The sequence below is a fragment of the Roseateles sp. GW821-FHT09H10 genome, assembly GCF_059415865.1.
Genome location: NZ_JBWKOB010000001.1, coordinates 406343 through 429003, shown reverse-complemented (window position 1 = coordinate 429003; position 22661 = coordinate 406343). Strand labels below are relative to the sequence as shown.

24 protein-coding genes are annotated in these 22661 nt (G+C 66.9%); 10 read left to right on the top strand and 14 right to left on the bottom strand.

What is annotated here, in order from left to right; all coding sequences use genetic code 11:
* Positions 1-41: 41 nt before the first annotated feature.
* The 5 genes from AC07OY_RS01895 to AC07OY_RS01875 are packed head-to-tail and all read right to left on the bottom strand — an operon-like array spanning position 42 to position 5101.
* Positions 42-2210 (bottom strand): type IV pilus secretin PilQ, encoded by a 2169-nt coding sequence (locus tag AC07OY_RS01895; RefSeq protein WP_495040832.1) that lies wholly within the window; start codon positions 2208-2210, stop codon positions 42-44.
* On the bottom strand, positions 2207-2731 hold the full coding sequence (locus AC07OY_RS01890; RefSeq protein WP_495040831.1) for a pilus assembly protein PilP: 525 nt from the start codon (positions 2729-2731) through the stop codon (positions 2207-2209). Before AC07OY_RS01890 ends, AC07OY_RS01895 begins: the two co-directional genes overlap by 4 nt.
* Positions 2728-3417, bottom strand: a complete 690-nt coding sequence (locus tag AC07OY_RS01885; protein ID WP_495040830.1) for a type IV pilus inner membrane component PilO — start codon at positions 3415-3417, stop codon at positions 2728-2730. Before AC07OY_RS01885 ends, AC07OY_RS01890 begins: the two co-directional genes overlap by 4 nt.
* Positions 3418-3422: 5 nt before the next feature.
* Positions 3423-4025, bottom strand: a complete 603-nt coding sequence (locus AC07OY_RS01880) for a PilN domain-containing protein (RefSeq protein WP_495040829.1) — start codon at positions 4023-4025, stop codon at positions 3423-3425.
* On the bottom strand, positions 4022-5101 hold the full coding sequence (locus AC07OY_RS01875) for a pilus assembly protein PilM (RefSeq protein ID WP_478012787.1): 1080 nt from the start codon (positions 5099-5101) through the stop codon (positions 4022-4024). Before AC07OY_RS01875 ends, AC07OY_RS01880 begins: the two co-directional genes overlap by 4 nt.
* Positions 5102-5385: 284 nt before the next feature.
* On the opposite strand from AC07OY_RS01875, the gene AC07OY_RS01870 reads away from it, so the two are divergent.
* The gene (locus tag AC07OY_RS01870) at positions 5386-7779 is read left to right on the top strand and encodes a penicillin-binding protein 1A (protein WP_495040828.1); all 2394 of its coding nucleotides are present in this window, start codon (positions 5386-5388) and stop codon (positions 7777-7779) included.
* A 6-nt stretch (positions 7780-7785) separates the two neighbouring features.
* Here the strand turns inward: AC07OY_RS01870 and cyaY are convergent, their stop codons facing one another.
* Positions 7786-8118 carry an iron donor protein CyaY gene (cyaY, locus tag AC07OY_RS01865; RefSeq protein WP_495040827.1) on the bottom strand — a complete coding sequence of 111 codons (333 nt, stop codon included), beginning with the start codon at positions 8116-8118 and terminating at the stop codon, positions 7786-7788.
* 11 nt (positions 8119-8129) lie between these two features.
* Here cyaY and lptM point away from each other — a divergent pair, with 11 nt between their 5' ends.
* A complete protein-coding gene (lptM, locus tag AC07OY_RS01860) occupies positions 8130-8267 on the top strand; it encodes an LPS translocon maturation chaperone LptM (protein ID WP_495040826.1) in 138 nt (45 codons plus the stop codon).
* On the opposite strand, the gene AC07OY_RS01855 is transcribed toward lptM, so the two are convergent.
* The 6 genes from AC07OY_RS01855 to AC07OY_RS01830 all read right to left on the bottom strand — a co-directional run bounded on the left by AC07OY_RS01855 (position 8268) and on the right by AC07OY_RS01830 (position 14854).
* Positions 8268-9266, bottom strand: coding sequence for an ABC transporter ATP-binding protein (locus tag AC07OY_RS01855; RefSeq protein WP_495040825.1), 999 nt, complete (start codon positions 9264-9266; stop codon positions 8268-8270). It lies immediately after the preceding gene.
* Complete coding sequence (locus tag AC07OY_RS01850; protein WP_495040824.1) at positions 9263-10243, bottom strand: ABC transporter ATP-binding protein; 981 nt, start codon at positions 10241-10243, stop codon at positions 9263-9265. Before AC07OY_RS01850 ends, AC07OY_RS01855 begins: the two co-directional genes overlap by 4 nt.
* The gene (locus AC07OY_RS01845; protein ID WP_495040823.1) at positions 10240-11184 is read right to left on the bottom strand and encodes an ABC transporter permease; all 945 of its coding nucleotides are present in this window, start codon (positions 11182-11184) and stop codon (positions 10240-10242) included. The genes AC07OY_RS01850 and AC07OY_RS01845 overlap by 4 nt, the downstream gene beginning before the upstream one ends.
* A gap of 82 nt (positions 11185-11266) precedes the next feature.
* Positions 11267-12244: an ABC transporter permease gene (locus tag AC07OY_RS01840; RefSeq protein WP_495040822.1), complete on the bottom strand. Its 978-nt coding sequence runs from the start codon at positions 12242-12244 to the stop codon at positions 11267-11269.
* Positions 12245-12418: 174 nt separating this feature from the next.
* A complete protein-coding gene (locus AC07OY_RS01835; RefSeq protein ID WP_495040821.1) occupies positions 12419-13624 on the bottom strand; it encodes a porin in 1206 nt (401 codons plus the stop codon).
* Between the two features lie 189 nt (positions 13625-13813).
* Positions 13814-14854, bottom strand: a complete 1041-nt coding sequence (locus tag AC07OY_RS01830; protein WP_495040820.1) for a porin — start codon at positions 14852-14854, stop codon at positions 13814-13816.
* Positions 14855-15054: 200 nt separating this feature from the next.
* Here AC07OY_RS01830 and coq7 point away from each other — a divergent pair, with 200 nt between their 5' ends.
* Positions 15055-15717 (top strand): 2-polyprenyl-3-methyl-6-methoxy-1,4-benzoquinone monooxygenase, encoded by a 663-nt coding sequence (gene coq7 / locus AC07OY_RS01825; protein WP_495040819.1) that lies wholly within the window; start codon positions 15055-15057, stop codon positions 15715-15717.
* Between the two features lie 11 nt (positions 15718-15728).
* Here coq7 and AC07OY_RS01820 read toward each other — a convergent pair whose 3' ends face one another.
* Complete coding sequence (locus tag AC07OY_RS01820) at positions 15729-16160, bottom strand: OsmC family protein (protein WP_495041959.1); 432 nt, start codon at positions 16158-16160, stop codon at positions 15729-15731.
* 305 nt (positions 16161-16465) lie between these two features.
* On the opposite strand from AC07OY_RS01820, the gene ilvA reads away from it, so the two are divergent.
* A complete protein-coding gene (gene ilvA / locus AC07OY_RS01815; protein WP_495041958.1) occupies positions 16466-17986 on the top strand; it encodes a threonine ammonia-lyase, biosynthetic in 1521 nt (506 codons plus the stop codon).
* Between the two features lie 32 nt (positions 17987-18018).
* Positions 18019-19092, top strand: coding sequence for a nicotinate-nucleotide--dimethylbenzimidazole phosphoribosyltransferase (locus tag AC07OY_RS01810; RefSeq protein ID WP_495040818.1), 1074 nt, complete (start codon positions 18019-18021; stop codon positions 19090-19092).
* Between the two features lie 10 nt (positions 19093-19102).
* Here the strand turns inward: AC07OY_RS01810 and AC07OY_RS01805 are convergent, their stop codons facing one another.
* A complete protein-coding gene (locus AC07OY_RS01805; RefSeq protein WP_495040817.1) occupies positions 19103-19708 on the bottom strand; it encodes a hypothetical protein in 606 nt (201 codons plus the stop codon).
* Positions 19709-19761: 53 nt separating this feature from the next.
* On the opposite strand from AC07OY_RS01805, the gene gspG reads away from it, so the two are divergent.
* The 5 genes from gspG to gspK are packed head-to-tail and all read left to right on the top strand — an operon-like array spanning position 19762 to position 22627.
* Positions 19762-20196 carry a type II secretion system major pseudopilin GspG gene (gene gspG / locus AC07OY_RS01800; protein ID WP_495040816.1) on the top strand — a complete coding sequence of 145 codons (435 nt, stop codon included), beginning with the start codon at positions 19762-19764 and terminating at the stop codon, positions 20194-20196.
* Positions 20180-20647, top strand: coding sequence for a prepilin-type N-terminal cleavage/methylation domain-containing protein (locus AC07OY_RS01795; RefSeq protein WP_495040815.1), 468 nt, complete (start codon positions 20180-20182; stop codon positions 20645-20647). Before gspG ends, AC07OY_RS01795 begins: the two co-directional genes overlap by 17 nt.
* Positions 20644-21009 carry a type II secretion system minor pseudopilin GspI gene (gene gspI, locus AC07OY_RS01790; protein ID WP_495040814.1) on the top strand — a complete coding sequence of 122 codons (366 nt, stop codon included), beginning with the start codon at positions 20644-20646 and terminating at the stop codon, positions 21007-21009. The genes AC07OY_RS01795 and gspI overlap by 4 nt, the downstream gene beginning before the upstream one ends.
* A gap of 2 nt (positions 21010-21011) precedes the next feature.
* The gene (locus AC07OY_RS01785; protein ID WP_495040813.1) at positions 21012-21632 is read left to right on the top strand and encodes a PulJ/GspJ family protein; all 621 of its coding nucleotides are present in this window, start codon (positions 21012-21014) and stop codon (positions 21630-21632) included.
* Complete coding sequence (gspK, locus tag AC07OY_RS01780) at positions 21629-22627, top strand: type II secretion system minor pseudopilin GspK (RefSeq protein ID WP_495040812.1); 999 nt, start codon at positions 21629-21631, stop codon at positions 22625-22627. Before AC07OY_RS01785 ends, gspK begins: the two co-directional genes overlap by 4 nt.
* The last annotated feature ends 34 nt before the right edge of the window (positions 22628-22661 follow it).

Below are 22661 nucleotides of genomic sequence, written 5' to 3'. Positions count from 1 at the left end.
GCAGCCAGCGCGGCTGCAGCATCGTTCAATTCAGTGAATCCTCAGCGCACCGTCTGCCGCTCGCTGACGACCTTGGGCGTCAGGAAGATTAGCAGCTCGGTCTTCGAGGTTGTGCGGGTCTTGTTCTTGAACAGGTTGCCCAGCAGGGGCACATCGCCGAGCAGCGGCACCTTGTTGACGGTTTCGCCTTCGTCCTGGGTGTAGATGCCGCCGATGACGACGGTACCGCCGTTCTCGACCAGCACCTGTGTCTGAACGTGCTTGGTGTTGATGGCATAGCCCTGCGGCGTCAGCGTGCCGCGGCTGTCCTTGTTGACGTCCACATTCAGGATCACGCTGCCTTCTGGGGTGATCTGCGGCGTGACCTCGAGCTTGAGGTTGGCCTTGCGGAACTGCACCGACGTCGCGCCGCTGGCCGTGGCCACCTGGTAGGGCAGTTCCTCACCCTGCTCGATCAGCGCCTTGACCTGGTCGGCGGTGATGACGCGCGGGCTGGACACCACCTTGCCCTTGCCGTCGGATTCGAGGGCCGACAGCTCGAGGTTCAGGAAGCGGTTGGCCGTGGCGCTGAACAGCGACAGCGCCACCGTCGCCGCCGTGCCGTTGCTGAAGGCATCGGACGACGTGTTGGCCGGCATGTTGATGAACTGCGTGTTGTTGTAGTTCGCCGCCGCGCCCTGGTTGGTCTGCGAGCCGATGCCGGTGTAGTTGCCACCGACGGTCACGTAGTTGCCGCCGCCGACGCTGTAGCCCGGGATGCCGCCCTGCTGGCCGCGCAGGTCGTTGACGCCGAGCTTGACGCCCAGCGAACGGCCGAACTTGTCGTTGGCCTCGACGATGCGCGCTTCGATCAGCACCTGGCGCACCGGGATGTCGATCTTGGCGATCATGGCCTGGATCTCCTCGAGCTTGCTCGGGATGTCGGACACGAAGAGCTGGTTGGTGCGCGGCTCGAAGATGACGCTGCCGCGGGTCGAAAGGATGCGGGTACCGGTGCCCGTGCCGCCACTGCTGCCGGAGCTGATGCCCTGGCCGGTCAGGCCCTTGGCGATGTCCTCGGACTTGACGTAGTTGAGCTGGAAGGACTGGGTGCGCAGCGGCTCGAGCTGGGCGATGGCCGCCTTGGCCTCGAGATCGATCTTCTCCTTGGTCGCCAGCTCTTCCTTGGGCGCGATCCAGAGCACATTGCCGGACTTCCTCAAGCCCAGGCCCTTGGCCTGCATGATGATGTCCAGGGCCTGGTCCCAGGGCACGTCCTTCAGGCGCAGCGTGACGCTGCCGGTCACGGTGTCGCTGGTGACGACGTTGAAGTTGGTGAAGTCGGCGATGACCTGCAGCAGCGCGCGGACTTCGATGTTCTGGAAGTTCAGCGACAGCTTGTCACCCGCATAGCCGGGGCCTTGCGTGAGCTTGTTGGGGTCGACCTTCTGCGGCCTGACTTCCAGCACGAACTGGTTGTCGCTCTGGTAGGCGCTGTGCTCCCAGCTACCCTTGGGCTCGACCACCATGCGGACCTTGTCACCCGACTGCGTCGTCGTGATGGTCTGCACCGGCGTGCCGAAGTCGACGACGTCGATCTTGCGGCGCAGGTTCTCGGGCAGGCTGGAGCGCAGGAATTCCACGACCAGGGCCTGGCCCTGCTGCTGGATGTCCACGCCGACCTGGTTGCTGGGCAGGTTGACGATGACGCGGCCCGCATCGTCCGCGCCGCGGCGGAAGTCGATGTCGCGCAGCGGCAGCGGCGCGGCGTTCAGGCTCTGCGCGAAGTGCACGGGCTCGCCCGTGGTCGGCGCCTGGGCCTGGGCGGCCGCGGTGTCCAGCACGACGACGAGGGCATTGCCCTCGAGCTTCGCGGTGTAGCCCGAGGCGTGGCGCAGGTTCAGCACGAGGCGCGAGCGCTCGCCGGCCTGGGCCACGTTGGCCGAACGCAGGTTGCCCTGGTTGATGTCGATCTGGTTGCGGCCGATACCGTTCACGACCCCTGGCAGGTCGATGGCGATACGCGGCGGCGTCTGGATCGTGAACCCCGTCGGCACGGCCGCCAAGGGTTGGCTCAGTTCGATGCGCACGACCTCAACGCCCGCCTGCTGGCTGGTGTTGATGGCGCGAATCTGCGTCTGCGCCCAGGCCGCCGGCGCAGCCAGCAGCGTGAGTGCGAATCCCAGCAACCAGCCACGGCCCATCGACTTGTTCTCCTGCAATGTCTTCATCGTCCCTTCTCCTGTAGCTGGAGGGTACTGGTGCGCTCGATCCACTCGCCCGCAGCGTCCTGGACGACTTCTCGCAACGTGATCTCGGTCTCGCTGATCTTGGTGATGCGGCCGAAGTTCTGGCCGAGGTAGTCCCCGGCCTTGACCTGATACAGCAAGTTGTCGACGCGCAGCAGCGCGTAGCGACGGTTTTCTCGCGTCAGGCTGCCCACCATGGCCATGCCATCCAGCGGGTAGGCCTCCAGCGGTTCCTTGCGGCGGCTGATCTCGGCCGTCAGCAAGGAGTTGGGCTGGGCCGCTTCCTGCTTGATCGCGACGCTGAGCTTCTGCGGGCTGTAGGGGTCCACGCCGGCAGCCGACTCATAGGGCTGGGGCAGGAACTTCTTGGGCGGCAGCAGCGGCGTGACGGTGGTCTTGGCTTCCTTGCGCTCCTGCTCCATCCACTGGCGCAGTTCGTCCATGTCGCTGCCGCAACCGGACAGCGACAGCAGGGCCGCGAGGGGAATCAGCAGGCGCTTCATTTCTTGGCTCCCGCCGACTTGGTCGCGGCCTTCTTCTGCTCGGCGACTTCAGCCGCGTCGAGATAGCGATAGGTGCGAGCCGTGGCTTCCATGCTGAGGGCGCCATTCGCGTCACGCGGGCCCTGGGGCGCGACGACGACGAGGTTGTGCAAGGTGACGATGCGCGACAGGTTGGACACGTCGGCCGCGAAGGCGCCGATGTCGTGATAACGGCCGGACACCTTGACCGCGATCGGCAGCTCGGCGTAATAGTCCTTGATCAGCACCTGGCCGGGACGGAACAGCTCGAACTGCAGGCCGCGGCCCACGCCGGCGCTGCTGATGTCGGACAGCAGGGAGTCGATCTCGGCCTTGCCGGGCAGCTGCTTCTCGAGCTGGGTCACGTATTCCTCGACCTGGCTCTTCTGCTTGCGCAGCTCGGGCAGGTTGACAGCCTGGCCGAGCTTGTTGTGATAGTCCTGGCGCAGCTGCGGTTCGCGATCGCGCTCCGCCTCAAGGCCGGCCTGCACGTCGGAGAGCACGACAAAGTAGCCCCCGACCGCAACAGCCACCATCACGAACAGCGAGGCCGCGAGCTTGGGCAGCAGCGGCCACTGGCCGGGCTCCTTGGGATTGAGGCTCTGGAACTGGCTCGCGACATCGGCGAACCAGGCATTCAGGTCGAATTTGGATGTAGAAGTCGCCATGGCGGTCAGCTCTTCTTCGGCGCTGAAGCACCCGGCGCGGGCTCGCGCACGGGCGTCTTGATCGAGACCTTCATCGAGAAGTCCAGCAGACGCCGCTGGTCACGCGTGTTGGTCGTGACACTGGCCAGCTTGACCTCGATGAGATCGGGCTTCTCCAGCCACTCCGAGCTGCGCGAGACATTGCGCAGGAACTCGGACACGCGCTCGTTGGTCTGCGCGATGCCGCTGATGGTGACGACCTTGGCGTCCTGCTTGATGGCGGTCAGGTAGATGCCTTCGGGCGCCAGACGGGCCAGGTCGTTCAGCAGCTGCACCGGCGTGTTGCGGTCGGTCTGCAGGTCCTCGACGGCGCGCTGGCGGGCCTTCAGGGACTCGATCTCGGCCTTCAGGTCCGCGATGTCCTTGATCTGGGCCTCGAGCCGCGTGATCTCGTTCTGGATGTACTGGTTGTGCGCCTGTTGCTCAGCCGTCAGGAACTGCAGCATCAGGTAGGCGGCCACCACAAGGCCGGCACCCACCAGGCCCGCCAAACCCAGGCCGGCGAAGAAGGCTGCCTTGCGCCGCTTGCGCCGCTCCTCGCGGTAAGGCAGCAGGTTGATCAGGATCACTGGAAGAACCTCCGCATCGCGAGGCCGCAGGCGGTCAGGTAGGACGGGGCCTCACGCCGCAGCTTGGGCTCGCGAACCGCCGAACCCATGCCCATGTTCTCGAAGGGATTGACCACCATGCAGGCAAAGCCCGTCAGGTCGGTCACGCGCTCCTTGAGGCCCGGCAGCGTCGCCGTGCCCCCGGCCAGCATCACGTAATGCACCTTGTGATGCGGCGTGCTGGTGAAGAAGTACTGCAGCGCCCGGCCGATTTCCTGGGACAGGCTGTCGACGAAGGGGTTGAGCACGCTGCTCTCGTAGTCCTCGGGCAGTTCGTTGGCCAGCTTCTTCTGCTCAGCCTCCTCGAAGGAGAAGCCGTACTGTCGTGAGATGAGCTGTGTCAGCTGGGATCCCCCGAAGGACTGGTCCCGGTCGTAGAGCAGCTCGTCGTCGCGCAGCACCTTGAGGCTGGTGGTGTCGGCGCCGATCTCGAACAGGGCCACGAGGGCGTCCTTGCCTTCATTGGGCAGGGCCATGATGAGGCGGCCCATCGCCATGCGCGAGGCATGCGACTCGATGTCCAGCACGACGGGCCGCAGGCCGGCGGCCTCGGCCAGGCCCTGGCGGTCCTGCACGCGGTCCTTGCGCGAGGCGGCGATCAGCACCTCGACGTCGCCGACCGACGTGGGGCTCGGGCCGATGACGCAGAAGTCCAGGCTGACCTCGTCCAGCGAGAACGGGATGTACTGGTTGGCCTCGGCCTCGACCTGCAGCTCGAGCTCTTCCTCGCGCAGGCCGGCCGGCAGCATGATCTTCTTGGTGATGACGGCCGACTGCGGCATGGCCAGCGCCGCGTCGCGGGTCTTGCTGCCGCTGCGCGCGACGACACGACGCACGGCATCGGCGACTTCATCGAATTTCTCGATCTGACCGTCGGCGATCCAGCCCTTCTCGAAGGGCTCGCTGGCAAAACGCTCCAGCACGAATTCACCGCTCTTGGTCTGGCTGAGTTCCACCAGCTTGACGCTGGAAGAACTGATATCCAGGCCAATCAGGGGGGGGTGCTTGCGACCCAAAAGTGCGTCAAGTATTCCCATGCCCTTTGTTCCCGACACGCGAGTTACGTTTCGGACTATTAATAAGTTACTTGAATGCTAGCAGCAAAGCCGTTGACGCCGAACGGAAAATCGGCGCGAGCTGGTAACGCCACGTTGCTAAACATACACGATTCAACTGACTTGCAAGCTACTGAAAAACACATGGGAAGCGGTCGTTTGGCACGCCGCTTGGTACCCGCCTGCGTATACAAGGAGGGGCCAAGCGCCCTTCCTATAATCCGCCGCCTCCTCCCAACGCGCCCGCGGGCGCGCCCCGCCGGCTCATGAATGACAAGCCCCGCTCCGCTGCATCCAGTCCTTCGTCCGCCGGCTCGCCCCCTTCCAGCCCCCTGTCCCGCCTGAGTTCCCACTTCGGCCGCTGGGTGCTGTGGGCGCTGGGCCTGGTGGCCGGCGGCATCGCGGCCGTCGCCCTGCTGCTGGCCCTGGGCCTGGCCCTGGCCTATCCCAACCTGCCCGACATCGGCGGCCTGACCGACTACCGGCCCAAACTGCCCATGCGCGTGCTGTCCAGCGACGGCGTGCTGCTGGGCGAGTTCGGCGAGGAGAGGCGCAACTATCTGCCGATCCGGGAAATTCCCAAGGTCATGCAGGAGGCCGTGCTGGCCATCGAGGACGCGCGTTTCTATCAGCACGGTGGCGTGGACTACCTCGGCATCATCCGCGCCGGCCTGGCCAACGTCGGCGAATCGCGCAGCCAGGGCGCGTCGACCATCACCATGCAGGTGGCGCGCAACTTCTATCTGAGCACGGAGAAGACCTTCACGCGCAAGATCTACGAGATCCTGCTGGCGCTGAAGATCGAGGCCGCCCTGCCCAAGGAGAAGATCCTCGAGATCTACCTGAACCAGATCTTCCTGGGCCACCGGGCGCACGGCTTCGCGGCGGCCAGCGAGATCTATTTCGGCAAGACGCTGGACAAGATCAGCGTGGCCGAGGCGGCCATGCTGGCCGGCCTGCCCAAGGCGCCTTCGGCCTACAACCCGATCAACAACCTGCGCCGGGCCACCATCCGCCAGCAATACATCATCGAGCGGATGTATGAGACGGGCTACATCACCGAAGAGCAGCGCGACGAGGCCAAGGCCGAGAAGCTGCGCATCCGCCCGGTGCAGGAGTCGGTGTCGCATGCCGAGTTCGTTGCCGAGGCGGCGCGCCAGCTGATCTTCAGCCAGTACGGCGACGAGGCCTACTCGCGCGGCCTCAACGTCTACCTGACGCTGAACAGCGCCGAGCAGAACACCGCCTACCGGGCTCTGCGCCGCGGCATCCTGGACTACGAGAAGCGCCAGGTCTACCGCGGCCCCGAGGCCTACGCCGACCTGCCGGGCGATGCCAAGGAGGTGGACGCCCGCATCGCCCTGGTACTGGCCGACCACCCGGCCAACGACGAGCTGTTGGCCGCCGTCGTGCTCGAGGCCGATCCCAAGAAGGTCACGGCCGTGCTGCAGAGCGGCGACGTCATCAACATCATCGGCGAAGGGTTGAAGCCCGCCACGTCCGGCCTGTCGGACAAGGGCAACCCCAAGACCCGCATCCGCCGCGGCGCCGTGATCCGCGTCGTCAAGGGCGTCAAGCAGAAGGATGGCAACGAGTGGACCATCACCCAGCTGCCCGAGGTGGAAGGCGCCTTCGTCTCCATGGACCCCAAGACGGGCCAGGTGCGCGCCATGGTCGGCGGCTTCGACTACAACAAGAACAAGTTCAACCACGTGACCCAGGCCTGGCGCCAGCCGGGCTCCAGCTTCAAGCCCTTCATCTACTCGGCCGCACTGGAGAAGGGCTTCACGCCCGCCACCATCGTCAATGACGCGCCGCTGTTCTTCGACGCCGGCACGACCGGCAGCCAGCCCTGGGAGCCCAAGAACTACGACGGCAAGTTCGAAGGCCCCATGCCCATGCGCACGGCCCTGGCCAAGTCCAAGAACATGGTCTCCATCCGCGTGCTGCACTCCATCGGCGTGAAGTACGCGCAGGAATGGATCACGCGGTTCGGCTTCGAGGCCGAGAAGCATCCGGCCTACCTGACCATGGCGCTGGGCGCCGGCTCCGTGACGCCCATGCAGATGGCCCAGGGCTATGCGGTGTTCGCCAACGGCGGCTACCGTGTCAGCCCGCAGCTCATCAACCGCATCACCGACAACAAGGGCCGGCTGCTCTACGAAGCCCTGCCCGTGACGCTGAGCGACGAAGCCCGCGCCATCGAGCCGCGCAATGCCTTCCTGATGAGCAGCCTGCTGCAGGAGGTCACGCGCAGCGGCACGGCGGCACGCGCCCAGGCCACGCTGAAGCGCCCCGACATCTACGGCAAGACCGGCACGACCAACGACTCCATGGACGCCTGGTTCGCCGGCTACCAGAAGGACCTCGTCGCCATCGTCTGGATCGGCTACGACCAGCCGCGCAAGCTCGGCGACCGCGAGACCGGCGGCGGCCTGAGCCTGCCGGTCTGGATCGAATACATGGGCTTCGCGCTCAAGGGCAAGCCCGTCGACGAGATGACGCCGCCCGAAGGCATCGTCAACATCAATGGCGAGTGGTTCTACGAGGAATACACCACCGGCAGCGGCGTGCGCGAACTGTCCAGCGAGCCGGCGCCGGTGCCGGGCGCGGCCACCGAGGACGAGAAGAAGTCCATCCTGGACCTCTTCAAACGCTGAGGGCGGTCAGGCGCTGAACTTCAGCGCCTGGCCAGACTGCTCGCTGGCGCAGCGCGACAGGCGGGCCAGGAATTCCTGGCCTTCGCGGTCCACCCACTGCGAGCCGTCCCACTTGAAGTGGTAGCCGCCCGAGCGCGCCGCCAGCCAGAGCTCCTGCAGCGGCGGCTGGGTGTTCAACACGATCTTGCTGCCACCCGGCATGCTGAGCTCCAGCAGGCCGCCGGTGCGGTGCGTGTCGATGTCCACGACGTCGTCTTCGAGCCAGCCATCGATCTGCTCTTCGATGCGGGCGAGCAGCGCATGGGCCTTGGCGTGGTAGTCGGCGTCGGACAGGGACATAAACTGGGCGGATGAAGAAGACTGCCGCCAGTTTAGGTGCCCTGCTGATCACCCTTACCGCCCTCATGGGTTGCGGGCAGAAAGGCCCGCTGACCCTGCCCAAGCCGGCCGGGGCCGCATCGGCGCCTGCTTCGGCGCCAGCGCGCTGATCAGTCCGCCCGGCCCTCTTCCACCGCGTGGCAGGCCACGCGCACACCCTTGATCTCCAGCAGCGCCGGCCGCTCGGCCTTGCAGCGCGCGTTGGCCAGCGGGCAGCGCGGATGGAAGCTGCAGCCGCTCGGCGGGTTCAGCGGATTGGGCACCTCGCCCTGCACCGGCGTGCGTGCGCGGCCCGTCATGTGGATGTCGGGAATCGCGTCCAGCAGCATGCGCGTGTACGGATGGCGCGGGCGCGCGAACAGCTCGACCTTGTCAGCCACCTCGACGAGGCGGCCGAGATACATCACGCCCACCTGGTCGGCCACATGGCGCACGACGGCCAGGTTGTGCGAGATGAAGAGATAGGTCAGGCCCTGCTTGCGCTGCAGGTCCTTCATGATGTTGAGCACCTGAGCCTGCACCGACACGTCCAGCGCCGAGGTCGGCTCGTCGCAGACCAGGAATTCGGGCTGGGTCGCCAGCGCGCGCGCGATCGAGATGCGCTGGCGCTGGCCGCCGGAGAACTGGTGCGGGAACTTCTCGGCATCGGCCGGGTTCAGGCCCACCGAACTGAGCAGCTCGCCGACGCGCAGCCGGGCTTCGGCGTTGTCGCGCAGCAGGCCATGCTCGCGCAGCGGCTCGGCCACGATGTCCAGCACCTTCCAGCGCGGGTTCAACGACGCATAGGGATCCTGGAAGATCATCTGCATGCGCCGACGCAGCTTGGAGGCGCCGGCCCCAGCCAGCGTCTTGACGATGTCTTCGCCATCGAAGCGCACGGCGCCTCGCGTCGCGCCATACAGGCCGACCAGCAGACGCGCCACGGTGCTCTTGCCGCAGCCGCTCTCGCCCACCAGCGCCAGCGTCTTGCCGCGCTCGATGCTGAAGGACACGCCGTCAACGGCATGCACGAAGGCCTTGGGCTTGCGCTCGACGACGCGGTTCAACCACGGCGGCGACACATCGAAGATCTTGGCGAGGTCCTGGACCTCGACGAGGGGCGCGCTCATCGCGGAGCCTCCAAGGTAACGGGACGCCAGCAGGCCGCGCTGGTGGCGCCGACCTGGACCAGCTCGGGCCGCTCACTGCGGCAGCGGTCGAAGACGCGCGGGCAGCGCGGGTTGAAGGCGCAGCCCGGCGGGATGGCGGTCAGGCGCGGCATGGAGCCGTCGATCTGCAGCAGGCGCTCGCGGTCCTCATCCATGGCCGGGATGGAGCCCATCAGGCCGACGGTGTAGGGATGGGCCGGGCGGTGGATGACGTCGGCCACCGGGCCGATCTCTGCGACGCGGCCTGCATACATGACGGCGACGCGGTCGCAGGTCTCGGCAATGACACCCATGTCGTGGGTGACCAGCATGACCGCCGCGCCCTGCTCGCGGCAGACCTTCTTCAGCAGCGCAATGATCTGTGCCTGGATGGACACGTCCAGAGCCGTCGTCGGCTCATCGGCGACGATGAGCTTGGGGTTGGCGGCCAGGGCCAGGGCGATGACGACGCGCTGGCGCATGCCGCCCGAGAACTGGTGCGGGAAGTGATCGACGCGCGCCTCGGGCGCCGGGATGCCGGTGGACGCCAGCAGTTCGATGGCCCGCGCGCGCGCTTGGGCAGCCGTCAGGTCCAGGTGGGTCGTGATGGTCTCGGTCAACTGCCGGCCAACCGTGTACAGCGGGTTCAGCGAGGTCAGCGGGTCCTGGAAGACGGCGCCGATCTCCTTGCCGCGGATGCGGCGCATCTGCTCATAGGGCAGGTTGTCGATGCGCCGGCCGGCCAATCTGATCTCGCCTGCCGCAATGCGCCCCGGCGGATCCAGCAGGCCGATGATGGCCGCGCCGGTCAGCGACTTGCCGGCGCCGGACTCGCCGACGACGCCCAGGATCTCGCCCGGCGCAATGGAGAAGGAGATGTCGTCCAGCGCCAGCAGCGTGCCGCGGCGGGTCGGGAACTCCACCCGCAGGTGGCTGACTTCAAGCAGCGGTGCAGTCATCGGAGTCGGGGATTCAATGCGTCGCGCAGCCAGTCGCCGAGCAGGTTCACGCTGAGCGTGATGAGGATCAGCGTCAGGCTGGGCCAGGCGGTGATCCACCACTCGCCCGAGAACAGATAGTCGTTGCCGTTGCGGATCAGCGTGCCCAGGGACGGGCTGGTGGCCGGCACGCCGACGCCGAGAAAGGACAGGGTCGCCTCGGTGATGATGGCCGAGGCGATCTGGATGGTGGCCAGCACCAGCACGGGGCCCAGCACATTGGGCAGCACATGGCGGCGCATGATGCGCAGCGAGCCGACGCCGATGACGCGGGCCGCCTGCACATATTCCTTGTTGCGCTCCACCAGCGTCGATCCGCGCACGGTGCGCGCGTACTGCACCCAGCCCGTCAGCGAGATGGCCAGCACCAGCACGACGAAGGCCAGCATGTCGGGCGCATGCGGGAAGAGGCTGCGGCCGACGCCGCTGATCATCAGCGCGACCAGGATGGACGGGAAGGACAGCATCACGTCGCAGATGCGCATGATGAAGGCGTCCGTGCGGCCACCGAGGAAGCCGGCCAGCAGGCCCAGGCTGACGCCGATCAGGATGGACAGCAGCACCGAGGCCAGGCCGACCAGCAGCGAGATGCGGGCGCCGTACATCAGCGCCGACAGGATGTCGCGGCCCTGGCCGTCGGTGCCGAGGCGGTACTTGGCCTCGCCGCCCTCGACCCAGGCCGGCGGCTTCAACGAGTCCAGCAGTTCCAGCGTCGCCAGGTCGAAAGGGTTGTGGGGTGCCACGAACTCCGCGAACAGCGCGCAGACGAAGCAGACCAGCGCGATGACCGCGGCCAGCATCGCGACCGGCGAGTTCCGGAACGAATACCAGACGTCGCTGTCGAAGAAACCGCGCAGCGCGGAGGCTGAAGGCGTGGGTTTGGGGTCGGCGTCAACAGCCATGGTCAGTGGCGCCCGGCCGCCCGAAGGCACTGACGCGCCCCCTCGGGGGGCAGAGAGCTAAGCGAGCGTGGGGGCTTCATGTTCAGTGGGCTTTGCCTTCGACGCGCAGACGCGGGTCGACGGCGAAATAGAGCAGATCGACGCCGAGATTGATGACGACGAAGATCAGGGAGATCAGGCAGAGGTAGGCCGCCATCACGGGGATGTCGGCGAACTGCACCGCCTGGATGAAGAGCAGGCCCATGCCGGGCCACTGGAAGACCTGCTCGGTGATGATGGCGAAGGCGATCAGCGAGCCGAGCTGCAGGCCGGTGATGGTGATGACGGGCACCAGCGTGTTCTTCAGTGCGTGGCCGAAGTAGACGCTGCGGTCGTTCAGGCCGCGGGCGCGGGCGAAGCGGATGTAGTCGGTGCGCAGCACCTCCAACATCTCGGCCCGCACCAGCCGCATGATCAGCGTCAGCTGGAAGGCCGACAGCGTGAACGCCGGCAGGACCAGGTGCAGCAGGCCGTCACGCGTCAGCAGCCCGGAGGTCCAGGTGCCAAAGGTGACGACCTCGCCCCGGCCGAAGCTGGGCAGCCATTTGAGCTCCACGGCGAAGATCCAGATCAGCACGATGCCGATGACGAAATTGGGCAGGCTGACGCCGAACAGCGTGCCCGTCATCAGGATCTGCGCGCTGGCCTTGCCGCGCCGCAGCGCCGCGTAGACGCCGAGCGGGATGCCCAGGCCCAGCGCGATCACGCCCGCGACGACGGCCAGCTCCAGCGTCGCCGGGAAGCGCTCGGCGATCAGCGTTGACACCTTGCGCCCCTGCCTCAGGCTGATGCCGAACTCACCCTGGATGGCATTGCCGGCAAAGCGGGCGAACTGAATCGGGAAGGGCTGGTCCAGGCCGAGGTCCTTGCGCAGCGCGATGCGCTGCTCCTCCGTGGCGTCCTGGCCCAGCAGATTGGTGACGGGGTCGCCCACGAACTGGAACAGCATGAAGGCGATGAAGGCCACCGACAGCATGACGACCAAGGCCTGGAGCAGGCGGCGAAGAATGAAAACCAGCATGAGGACTTTGAAGCGGGCGCGTCATTGCGCCGCGCGAAGGCGGCATCATGGCGAAGCCTGAGGGCCGGGACCTCCCGGGAAAGCCCTAGCGCGGCCGACTCTGGGCCACCAATGAAAACGGGCCGCTTTCGCGGCCCGTCGAGATGCTCGCGAGGCCTTGGCCCCGCGCGGACATCAGAAGCGGTGACGCAGACCGACCATCGCGCCGCCACGACGGCCGGCGTTGTTCAGGAAGAGCACCTCGCCGCGCAACTTGGTGTAGTCCATCTCGAGGTAGGCGTCGGTACGCTTGGAGAAGGCGTAGTCCAGAACCACGGCGAAGAAGTTCGCCTTGGACTTGGTGTTGGCGTCCGTCGAGAAGCCCAGGGCATTGCGGAAGGGCAGCGCCAGGTTCTGGATGGTGCCGTAGTGCGTCTGCTCGGTCAGCCAGACGTTGCCGCCAATGTTCAGCTGAGGGGTCAGCTGATAGGTCGCACCGAACATGATCATGGTGCGCTTGTTGATGTCGGCCGAGTCCGTGTTGAACACGTTGGCGCCCAGGATGCCGCTGGTGTAGGCGCCGCGGGTCGTCAGGGCGATGTTGGCAGCCGAGCCCGGTGCTGCGGAGGCCGCGAAGCCTGCAGCGCTGGTCTGGTTCAGCAGACCGAAGGGGTTCTCGAACTTGTTCTCGCCCCAGGAGGCGTGCACGTACAGCGGGCCTTGAGTGTAGGACGCGCCCAGCACCGTTGCCTTGATCTTCTTGCCCGTTTGCTCGGTGGCCTGCAGGTAGGCGGCACCGGCGCCGAACGTGCCGTCGTTGTAGCGGCCCATGAAGCCAAGCGTCTTGTTGGGCTGGGCGGCAGCGGCACCCGACTGGCCTTCGCCGGCGCTGACCTGGACCTCGGCGTAGAAGCTGCCGAACTGGGCCAGGTACTTGACCATATTGTCCTGACGCGCCGTCATGGACATGCCGATCTCAGGCTTGTAGGCCTCGATATAGGGCGAGTAGCGGAAGGAGGCGAAGGTCGACGTGTAGAGGTCGAACAGGATGTTGTACTGGCGACCCAGGCGAATCTGGCCCAGTTGATTGGACTGCAGGCCAACCCATGCCTGACGCCAGAAATCCGTGCCGGACGAAGGAGCACCGGTGTCGGAGCTGAGGCGGTGTTCCATGTTGGCCAGGGCCTTCAGGCCGCCACCGAGATCTTCGGTGACATTGATGCCGAGACGGCTTTGGGACATGCCGCCAGGGATCAGCTGCTTAGGAGCGACACCGGGGTTGACGTTGGTGGTGTAACGCGCAGCAGCGTCCACGATGCCATACAGGGTCACGCTGGATTGGGCCCAGGCGGAAGAAGTGCAAGCGGCCAGTGCGGCAACTGCCAGAGCGGCTTTTTTCATCAAGGTTGTCTCCTGCGAAGAAAGGTGAACCTTTTTATTCTCAGGGATGCGTCCTGCCATAACGGCGGCTCTGTTGTTGATTACCCACAGCAATTCCCCTGTCTCACGCGGGACAACGACGCGGACAAAAGAAAAGCCGCCCGAAGGCGGCTTTGGCTGAGTGGCAGCGGCCGGCAGGCCGCGGCCTCCTCAGAAGCTGTGGCGCACGCCGACGTCGACGCCGCTGGACTTCTGGCCAGCAGTGACAGCGGGCGAACCGGACACGGCGAAGGTGCCCTTGCCGTTGTTCTCGATCTGGCCGTAGTTGGCGTACAGGGCGCTGCGCTTGGACAGGTTGTACACATAGCCGACAGCGAACAGCTTGGCATCGCCCACGCCGTTCAGCGCTTCAGCAGCCGTGTTGGCCTTGGAGTCGCTGTACGAAGCCAGGATGTAGCCTTGGCCCAGCGGCACCGTGGCGCCCAGGGTGATGATCTTCTGCTGCAGCGCGCGGAACTTGGTTTCGCTGTAGTTGATCGTCGGGCGGATCACGCCGAAGTCATAGCCACCGCCGACGGAGGTGATCTTGTACTTGTCCTGGCCAGCGCCAGTCGTCTGCTCGTGAGCCACGGCGACGCTGATCGGGCCTTGCTTGTAGCCGAAGCGGCCGCCCATGGCCTTCTTGCCACCGCTGCTGACGCCAGCTGCCGCGTTCGTGTTCGAGCCCTCACCGGCGGCGACGTCCACGGAGCCGTAGAAACCACCGAGATTGCTCGGCAGGAAGTACTGGACCATGTTGTCGGAGCGGTTCAGCGTGTCGGCGTTGCTGCCAAGTGCCGAATAGACCTTGGACACGTCGCCCAGACCGGTGGTCGAGTACGGGTCGAAGTCGTCGATGTGCAGGCGGGTCGAGGTCTTGCCACGGCCCAGGCGGATTTCACCGAAATCGCCCATCAGGCTGACGCTGGTGCGACGGCCCCAGAAGCGGGCGGCGTCCACGGTACCCGTGTCGGGGTTGACGGCGGATTCCAGCCAGAAGCCGGCCTTCAGGCCGCCACCGAGGTCTTCAACGCCGCGAACGCCCAGGCGGCTGCTGTTCAGGCCATCGGTGCCAAGCAGCTTGACCGTCTTGCCGCTGGACTTGGCATAGCGCAGGTTGACGTCCAGGACGCCAAACAGGGTGACCGAGGATTGCGCGAAGGCGGCGCCCGTCAGACCGAAGGCGGCCAGTGCAATCAGAGTTTTCTTCATTCGATACTCCTAGAAATTCATCCGAGGCATCGCGCCGAACAACACGGCCCGATGACTCACCTCCTGTGAGGAAGTGGGCGTATTCCACCAGAGCTGGGGGCCCCTCGGGAATTCACGGATATGAAATTGTGTGTTGCCGTTGCTGGACCACAACGTCATCCCTAGTTCATGATTTCTTCATAGCAACACTGCTTAACTGAATGCATCAGCCTGCAAGCGACGTTCATCCGCGCACACTGAACTTCACCGACCGCTGGCTGTGCGCCCTCGATTCGGGCCTGCGCACGGTCTTTGCGCCGACCCGGGCCGCGCGGGCGTCACCAGCCGTCGGCGTGGAGGCAACAGCCCTGAGCCCGGATCAGATGCGCGAGGCCGGTGCCCTGATGCGGGTCAATCACGTCGGGGAGATCTGCGCTCAGGCCCTGTATCAGTCGCAGGCCCTGTTCAGCCGCAGCGAGGAACTGCGCCAGCATTTCGAGGTGGCAGCGGAAGAGGAGCTCGACCACCTGGCCTGGACGGCCGAGCGCATCGCGGAGCTCGGCACCCATACCAGCCACCTGGCGCCGCTGTGGTGGGCCGGCGCTTTCGCCTGGGGCAGCCTGGCCGGCCTGGCGGGCGACAAATGGAGCCTGGGCTTCGTCGTCGAGACCGAGCGCCAGGTCGAAGCCCATCTGGCCTCGCACCTGGACCGCCTGCCCGTGGAGGACGGGCCCTCACGGGCCATCGTCGACCAGATGAAGCGCGAGGAAGCCGAGCACGCCGACGCCGCGCTTGCCGCCGGCGCCCTGCCCCTGCCGCCCCCAATCCAGGGGCTGATGCGAGCGGCAGCCAAGGTCATGACGACCGTGGCCCACCGGGTCTGATCAGACCCGGCTCAGACTTCAGCGATCTCGAAGGACGTGCTGATGGCCGAGGTCTTGGCCAGCATGGCCGTCGCCGAACAGTACTTCTCGTGCGACAGCGCCACGGCGCGCTCGACGATCTCGGGCTTGAGCGCTCTGCCGCTGACGACGAAGTGGAAATGGATGGCCGTGAAGACCTTGGGATCGCTGGTGGCGCGCTCCGCCTTCAGCGTGACCTTGCAGCCGCGCACGTCATGGCGGCCGCGCTTCAGGATGAGCACCACGTCATAGGCCGTGCAGCCGCCGGTGCCCGCAAGCACGGTTTCCATCGGCCTCGGTGCCAGGTTGCGGCCACCGCCGTCGGGCGCGCCGTCCATGGACAGCACATGACCGCTGCCAGTCTCGGCCACAAAGCTCATGCCGCTCGGGCCTTCAGGGCCCAGCCAACTCACCGTGCATTCCATGCTCATCTAGAGTCAAAGCTCCAATTCGTTCACGAAAAATATTGCAGCGCAGCATAACTCGGCGCTAAACTGCCACCCAAGCGAAAACGTTTTCGCACCGATTGTCTCCTCCACCGCCTCCATGGTGGATTCAACCCGAGCTTGCAAGAGCTCGGGTTTTTTTTCGCCGAAGGCAGACAGCGGCGCCGCGTGAAGGGTTCCCCCTATCATGCGGCGCCGCAACAAGACTGTTTGGAGACCCGATGAGCTCGCCTTCGCGACGCCGCCCGTCCGCCTCGAAGAAGGTGACGCCCCAGGTGCCCGCGATGCTGCCGCCCGGCAGCAGCTATCTGCAGCGAATTCTGAACGCCCGGGTCTACGAAGTCGCCCGCGAGACCCATCTCCACGCCGCCATCAAGCTCTCCAAGCGCCTGTCCAACAAGGTCTGGCTCAAGCGCGAGGACGAACAGGACGTGTTCAGCTTCAAGCTGCGCGGCGCCTACAACAAGATGGCGCATCTGTCCGCCGAGCAGCGCGCCGCCGGCGTCATCTGCGCCTCGGCTGGCAATCACGCCCAGGGCGTGGCCCTGTCGGCCAAGAAGCTCGGCTGCCGCGCTGTCATCGTGATGCCGGTGACCACGCCCCAGGTCAAGGTCGAGGCGGTCAAGGCGCTGGGCGGCGAGGTCGTGCTGTTCGGCGAGAGCTTCACCGACGCCTACGGCCACGCCAAGGAATTGGAAAGCGCGCAAGACCTGACCTTCGTCCACCCCTTCGACGACCCCGACGTCATCGCCGGCCAGGGCACGATCGCCATGGAACTGCTGCGCCAGCACCCCGGCCCCATCGACGCCATCTTCGTCGCCATCGGCGGCGGCGGCCTGATCTCGGGCGTCGCTGCCTACGTCAAGGCCCTGCGCCCCGAGATCAAGATCATCGGCGTGCAGACCACCGACTCCGACGCCATGCTGCGCTCGGTCAAGGCCGGCAAGCGCGTGACGCTGAATGATGTCGGCCTCTTTGCCGACGGCACCGCCGTCAAGCTGGTCGGCGAGGAGACCTTCCGCATCGCCCGCGAGCTGGTCGACGACTACATCGTCGTCGACACCGACGCCGTCTGCGCCGCCATCAAGGACGTCTTCGAGGACACCCGCTCCATCCTCGAGCCTTCGGGCGCCATGAGCGTCGCCGCCGTCAAGCAGTACGTCGCCAACACCGGCGCCAAGGGCCAGACCCTGGTGTCCATCACCTGCGGCGCCAACATGAACTTCGACCGCCTGCGCTTCGTCGCCGAGCGGGCCGAGGTCGGCGAACACCGCGAAGCCCTGTTCGCCGTCACCATCCCCGAGGCGCGCGGCAGCTTCAAGCGCTTCTGCGAGCTGCTCGGTCCGCGCAGCGTCACCGAGTTCAACTACCGCATCGCCGACTCGGACGTCGCCCACATCTTCGTCGGCATCGCCATCAGCAAGCCCGACGAGGCCGCCAAGCTGGCCCGCACCTTCAGCAAGGCCGGATTTGAAACGCTGGACCTGACCAACGACGAGTTGGCCAAGCAGCATGTCCGCCACATGGTGGGCGGCCGCAGCGAGCTGGCGCGCCACGAGCGCCTCTACCGCTTCGTCTTCCCCGAGCGGCCGGGCGCGCTGATGCGCTTCCTGTCCAGCATGCACCCGGACTGGAACATCAGCCTCTTCCACTACCGCAACCAGGGCGCGGACCACGGCCGCATCCTCGTCGGCATCCAGGTGCCCAAGGGCGATGCCGGCGCATTGCGCGAGTTTCTTGACGGCCTGAACTACCCTTTCGAGGACGAAACCGGCAATCCGGCCTATCGCTTGTTCCTCGGTTGAGTTGAAATGCGGGGTCTGACAACGCCTGCGCCATGACCGTTGCCCAACAGTCGCTGATCTCCCCCACCGCCAACCCAGAGCTGGAAAAAGCCCTGCGCGACCGCGTCGACCGCCGTTCGGCCATTGCCGGCGGCCTCGGCGAGCTGGAACCGCTGGCCGTACGCCTCGGACTTGTGCAAAACAGCCTGACACCGCGCTTCCGCGACCCGGTGCTCGGCCTGTTCGCCTCCGACCACGGCATCGTCGTCGATGGCGTCGGTGCCCAATGGGGCCGCGCCACCAAGGACCAGGTCCAGATGGCCCTGCATGCCCAGTTGCCGGTGTCGGTCTTTGCCCGCCTGCAGGGCCTGCACCTGACTGTCGTCGATTGCGGTGTCGCCGAAAACCTGCCGCCCCATGCCCGGCTGCTGGCGCGCAAGGTGTCCCATGGCACACGCAACGCCCGCACCGCCCACGCGATGAGCGTCGAGCAAGCCCATGCCGGCGTGCGCGTCGGCATGGAGATCGCCGACAACCTGCCCGGCAATGTGCTGGCCTGCGCCGCCATGGGCCAGGGCTCGGCGGAATGTGCCGCCCTCATCCTGGCCCGCCTGTCCGACCAGTCGGTGCGCGACTTCATCGTCTCCGGCCCGACCATGCGCCAGGACGATCTCGTCCACCTGCTCGACGTGCTGCAGGGCGCCCTGGCCCGCCACCGCGATGCCAAGGACCCCATGGACATCCTCGCGGCCTTTGGCGGCCACGAGATCGCCGTCATGGTCGGCGCCATGCTGGTCGCGGCCAGCAAGCGCAGCCTCATCATCGTGGACGGCATCGCCGCGTGCGCGGCCCTCAAGCTCGCCTCGCTGATCTGCGCGCCCGTCACCGACTACGCGGTGTTCTGCCGCAGCCATGTGCACCGCGGCCTGGACGAGGCCCTGGCCCTGTTCCACGCGTCGGCCTTGCTGGAACTGGGCATGGACAGCGCCGACGGCACCGGTGCGGCACTGGCCTGGCCCATGATCCGCGCGGCGGCGGCCCTGCTGACCGATCTGCACGAGGTCGCGGAGGCCCGCCTCGCGTCGCGCCCCGAACCCGGCACCCACGTGCCGACGCTGGGCGCCTGAAACCGGCGTCTCAGCGCTGGCGTTCCTCGGTGCGCGTCGGCGGCGCGGCCTGCTGCGGCATGGCACCGGGCGGCGGCACATTGGCGCGCAGCGGCAGGCCCTGGGCATCGGGCGGCGGCGGATTCGGATTGCCGCCCAGCACCACAGGCGAAGGCGCGGCCGGCTGCAACGCCCCGGTTGCCGCCGCGGCCGGCGAGCTGATCTGGAGGACCTGGCTGGGCGCCTGGCCGAGCCGGCCGAGGCTGGCGCTGCGCACATCCACGCGCAGCAGATGCAATTCGCCGTCGACGGGCGCGCCGACGCGCACCGTGCGCGCCACGCCATCCACCTCGATCAGCGCAACACCTTCGCCGGCTTCGGCGGCCTTGGCATTCTTGGGCGCCACGACGCCGAGCAGGCGCAGCCGCGTCGACACCGCGACCTCGGGCTCGGGCACCGTCTCGGCCGCCGTGATGCCGAGCAGCCGGCTCAGGTCGACCGCGCCGCCGCGCGCCTCACCGGCCGGCAGCACGGACGCCGGCATGGGCAGCGGCCGCGCCAGCAGTTGAAGGCTCCAGTAAGCCACCGAGCCGCCCAGCAGCAGCCACACCGTAAACGCCATCGTTCGAGCAAGCATGGCCCATTATGATGGTCCGCTCACCGCTGCCCAGCGCTTCCACGCTCCCAGACATGCGTCGTTCCTCTTTCACCGGCACCGTCACCCGCGGCTTCACGCTGATCGAACTGCTGGTGGTGCTCGTCATCATCGGCGTGCTCGCGGCCCTCGTCGTGCCCAATGTGCTGGACCGCGCCGAGGACGCCCGCGTCACCGCCGCCCGCACCGACGTCAACAACCTGATGCAGGCGCTCAAGCTCTACAAGCTCGACAACCAGCGCTACCCGAGTTCCGAGCAGGGCCTGGACGCCCTCGTGCACAAGCCCACCGCCGGCAACCCGCCGCCGAACTGGAAGCCCTATCTCGAGAAGCTGCCCAACGACCCTTGGGGCCATCCCTATCAGTTCGCCAACCCTGGCGTGAAGGGCGAAGTCGATGTCTACAGCTTTGGCGCCGACGGCCGCGCCGGCGGCGAGGGTCGTGACGCCGACATTGGCTCCTGGCAGTAAGCCGCGCCGCAGGGCAGGCGGCTTCACGCTCATCGAGCTGCTGGTCGTGGTGGCCTTGATCGCCATCACCAGCGCCACCATCACGCTGGCCCTGCGCGACCCGCAGGAGCTGCAGTTGCAGCGCGAAGCCCAACGCCTGGCCGCCTTGCTCGAGACCGCGCGCGCGGAAAGCCGCGCGTCGGGCCTGGACGTGCGCTGGATCCCCAAGGGACTCAAGACCGGCGACGACTTCCGCTTCGAGGGCCTGCCCCGCACCATCCAGCTGCCGACACGCTGGCTGGGCGAGCCGGTGGCCGTGCTGATCGAGAACGCCACCGCCACCAATCCCGGCCTGCGCCTCGGCCCCGAGCCCATCATCCCGGCCCAGCGGCTGCGGCTGCAGCTGGGCGACCAGCGCCTCGAGCTGGCCACCGACGGCCTCGCCGCCTTCGACATCGTCACGCCGCAATGAAGTCCAGTCATGGCCAGCGCGGCTTCACGCTGATCGAGGTCCTCGTCGCCCTCGTCATCGTCGCCATCGCCCTGGGCGCCGGCATCAAGGCCGCCGGTGCCCTGACCAGCAATGCCGAGCGCCTCGCCCAGGTCAGTGCCGCGCAGTGGTGCGCCGAGAACCTGTTGACCGAACTGCGGGTGACCAAGCAGTTCCCCAACATCGGCGAATCGCCCTTCGCCTGCGAGCAGCTCGGCCGCAGCTACGGCGGCAAGCTCAAGGTCAGCCCGACGCCCAATCCGCTGTTCCGCCGCGTCGATGCCGACGTGACCGACGACCAGGGCCGGCCCATGCTGACCCTGACCACCATCCTCGGCCAGTAGACATGAAGGCGCGCGGCTTCACCCTCGTCGAGGTCCTCGTGGCCCTGGTGGTCATGGCGACGATGGCCGCCATGGCCTGGCGTGGCATCGACGCCTTGATGAGAAGCCGCGAGATCGCCCAGGCCCGCCTGGCCCAGACCGCCCGTCTGCAGACGGTGCTGGCGCAATGGGAGGTCGATCTGCGGGCCCTGCAGGACAGCCACAGCAGCGTGCCGCCAATCGCCTTCGACGGTGGCAACCTCGTGCTGACCCGCCAGGCGCCCACCGGGTTGCAGGTGGTGGTGTGGAGCCTGCGCGAGGGCAGCCTGTGGCGTTGGGAAAGTCCGCCGCAGCGCACCGTGCAGGAGCTGGAAGACCAGCGCCAGCGCGGCCTGCAACAGCTGGCCGAGCGCAACCCGGCGCTGCGCGCCTTCGATGGCGTGGCCGGCTGGCAGTTCTATTGCTATTGGGGCAATGCCTGGAGCAATTGCCAGTCCACCGGCGGTACCGGCAGCAACGCCGGCCCGGTGAATCCCCAGACACCGGCCCAGCCGCCCGAAGGCCTGCGCATCGCCATGCAGTTCGCCGAAGGCAGCGGCCTGGTCGGCACCTTGATGCGCGAGCTCGAGGTCATCGTCCGATGAAGCGGCTGCAACGCGGCGCGGCCCTGCTGACGGCCATGATCATCGTCACGCTGATCGCCAGCCTGGCCGCCGGCATGGTCTGGCAGCAATACCGGGCCGTGCAGATCGAGGCCGCCGACCGTGCGCGCGCCCAGAGCGCCTGGATCCTGTCGGGCGCGCTGGACTGGGCCCGCCTCATCCTGAAGGTGGATGCCCAAGCCAACCGCCAGAAGAAGGTCGACCACCTCGGCGAGCCCTGGGCCGTGCCTTTGGCCGAGGCGCGCCTGTCCACCTTCCTGGCCGCGGACAAGAGCGCGGCCAGCGATGACGGACCCGAGGCCTTCCTGTCCGGCAGCATCGACGACGCCCAGAGCCGCTACAACCTGCAGGCCCTGCTCAGCGGCGCCAAGGTGGACCCGCTGGAGCAGCGCGTGCTGGAGCGGCTCTGCACCCAGGTCAATGCAGCGCCGGGCACGGCCACCGTCATCATCGACGGGCTGCGCGCCGCTTTCCCGGCCCCCCCCAGCGCGCCGAGCACGCCGGCGCCGGCACCGCCGGCCAGCCAGGCGACCAGCACCAGCACCAGCGGCCCGCTGCAACCCGCCGGCATCGACCAGCTCACCTGGCTGGGTGTCGACGCCGAGACCATCAAGCGCCTGCAGCCCTATGTCGTGCTGCTGCCCAAGGCCACGCCCGTCAATGTCAATACCGCGCCACGCGAGGTCATCGCGGCCCTGTTCGACGCGATGAACCTGGCCGCCGCCGAACGCCTGGTGCAGGGCCGCAAGGTCAAGCCGCTGCAGGACATCGCGGGCGATCTGATGCCCTATCTGCCCGCCACCGCGCAGCCGCAGGCGACGGCAACCCGCGTCTCCGTGGATTCGTCCTTCTTCGTCGTCACCGGCCGCCTGCGGCTGGAGGAACGCCAGCTCGAGCAGCGTTCGCTGATCGAACGCCAGGGCCTGAACATGATGGTGCTGGCCCGTGAACGCATCAACCAGCTGCTGGATAGGTGAAGTCTTGAAGTTGAACCTGGCTACAGATCTTCAC

Excerpts from the sequence above, each read along its gene's own strand:
- AC07OY_RS01895 (WP_495040832.1), bottom strand. The coding sequence starts at position 2,210 with ATGAAGACATTGCAGGAGAACAAGTCGATGGGCCGTGGCTGGTTGCTG.
- AC07OY_RS01890 (WP_495040831.1), bottom strand. The coding sequence starts at position 2,731 with ATGAAGCGCCTGCTGATTCCCCTCGCGGCCCTGCTGTCGCTGTCCGGT.
- AC07OY_RS01885 (WP_495040830.1), bottom strand. The coding sequence starts at position 3,417 with ATGGCGACTTCTACATCCAAATTCGACCTGAATGCCTGGTTCGCCGAT.
- AC07OY_RS01875 (WP_478012787.1), bottom strand. The coding sequence starts at position 5,101 with ATGGGAATACTTGACGCACTTTTGGGTCGCAAGCACCCCCCCCTGATT.
- AC07OY_RS01870 (WP_495040828.1), top strand. The coding sequence starts at position 5,386 with ATGAATGACAAGCCCCGCTCCGCTGCATCCAGTCCTTCGTCCGCCGGC.
- cyaY (WP_495040827.1), bottom strand. The coding sequence starts at position 8,118 with ATGTCCCTGTCCGACGCCGACTACCACGCCAAGGCCCATGCGCTGCTC.
- lptM (WP_495040826.1), top strand. The coding sequence starts at position 8,130 with ATGAAGAAGACTGCCGCCAGTTTAGGTGCCCTGCTGATCACCCTTACC.
- AC07OY_RS01855 (WP_495040825.1), bottom strand. The coding sequence starts at position 9,266 with ATGAGCGCGCCCCTCGTCGAGGTCCAGGACCTCGCCAAGATCTTCGAT.
- AC07OY_RS01850 (WP_495040824.1), bottom strand. The coding sequence starts at position 10,243 with ATGACTGCACCGCTGCTTGAAGTCAGCCACCTGCGGGTGGAGTTCCCG.
- AC07OY_RS01845 (WP_495040823.1), bottom strand. The coding sequence starts at position 11,184 with ATGGCTGTTGACGCCGACCCCAAACCCACGCCTTCAGCCTCCGCGCTG.
- AC07OY_RS01840 (WP_495040822.1), bottom strand. The coding sequence starts at position 12,244 with ATGCTGGTTTTCATTCTTCGCCGCCTGCTCCAGGCCTTGGTCGTCATG.
- AC07OY_RS01835 (WP_495040821.1), bottom strand. The coding sequence starts at position 13,624 with ATGAAAAAAGCCGCTCTGGCAGTTGCCGCACTGGCCGCTTGCACTTCT.
- AC07OY_RS01830 (WP_495040820.1), bottom strand. The coding sequence starts at position 14,854 with ATGAAGAAAACTCTGATTGCACTGGCCGCCTTCGGTCTGACGGGCGCC.
- coq7 (WP_495040819.1), top strand. The coding sequence starts at position 15,055 with ATGCATCAGCCTGCAAGCGACGTTCATCCGCGCACACTGAACTTCACC.
- AC07OY_RS01820 (WP_495041959.1), bottom strand. The coding sequence starts at position 16,160 with ATGGAATGCACGGTGAGTTGGCTGGGCCCTGAAGGCCCGAGCGGCATG.
- ilvA (WP_495041958.1), top strand. The coding sequence starts at position 16,466 with ATGCTGCCGCCCGGCAGCAGCTATCTGCAGCGAATTCTGAACGCCCGG.
- AC07OY_RS01810 (WP_495040818.1), top strand. The coding sequence starts at position 18,019 with ATGACCGTTGCCCAACAGTCGCTGATCTCCCCCACCGCCAACCCAGAG.
- AC07OY_RS01805 (WP_495040817.1), bottom strand. The coding sequence starts at position 19,708 with ATGCTTGCTCGAACGATGGCGTTTACGGTGTGGCTGCTGCTGGGCGGC.
- gspG (WP_495040816.1), top strand. The coding sequence starts at position 19,762 with ATGCGTCGTTCCTCTTTCACCGGCACCGTCACCCGCGGCTTCACGCTG.
- gspI (WP_495040814.1), top strand. The coding sequence starts at position 20,644 with ATGAAGTCCAGTCATGGCCAGCGCGGCTTCACGCTGATCGAGGTCCTC.
- AC07OY_RS01785 (WP_495040813.1), top strand. The coding sequence starts at position 21,012 with ATGAAGGCGCGCGGCTTCACCCTCGTCGAGGTCCTCGTGGCCCTGGTG.
- gspK (WP_495040812.1), top strand. The coding sequence starts at position 21,629 with ATGAAGCGGCTGCAACGCGGCGCGGCCCTGCTGACGGCCATGATCATC.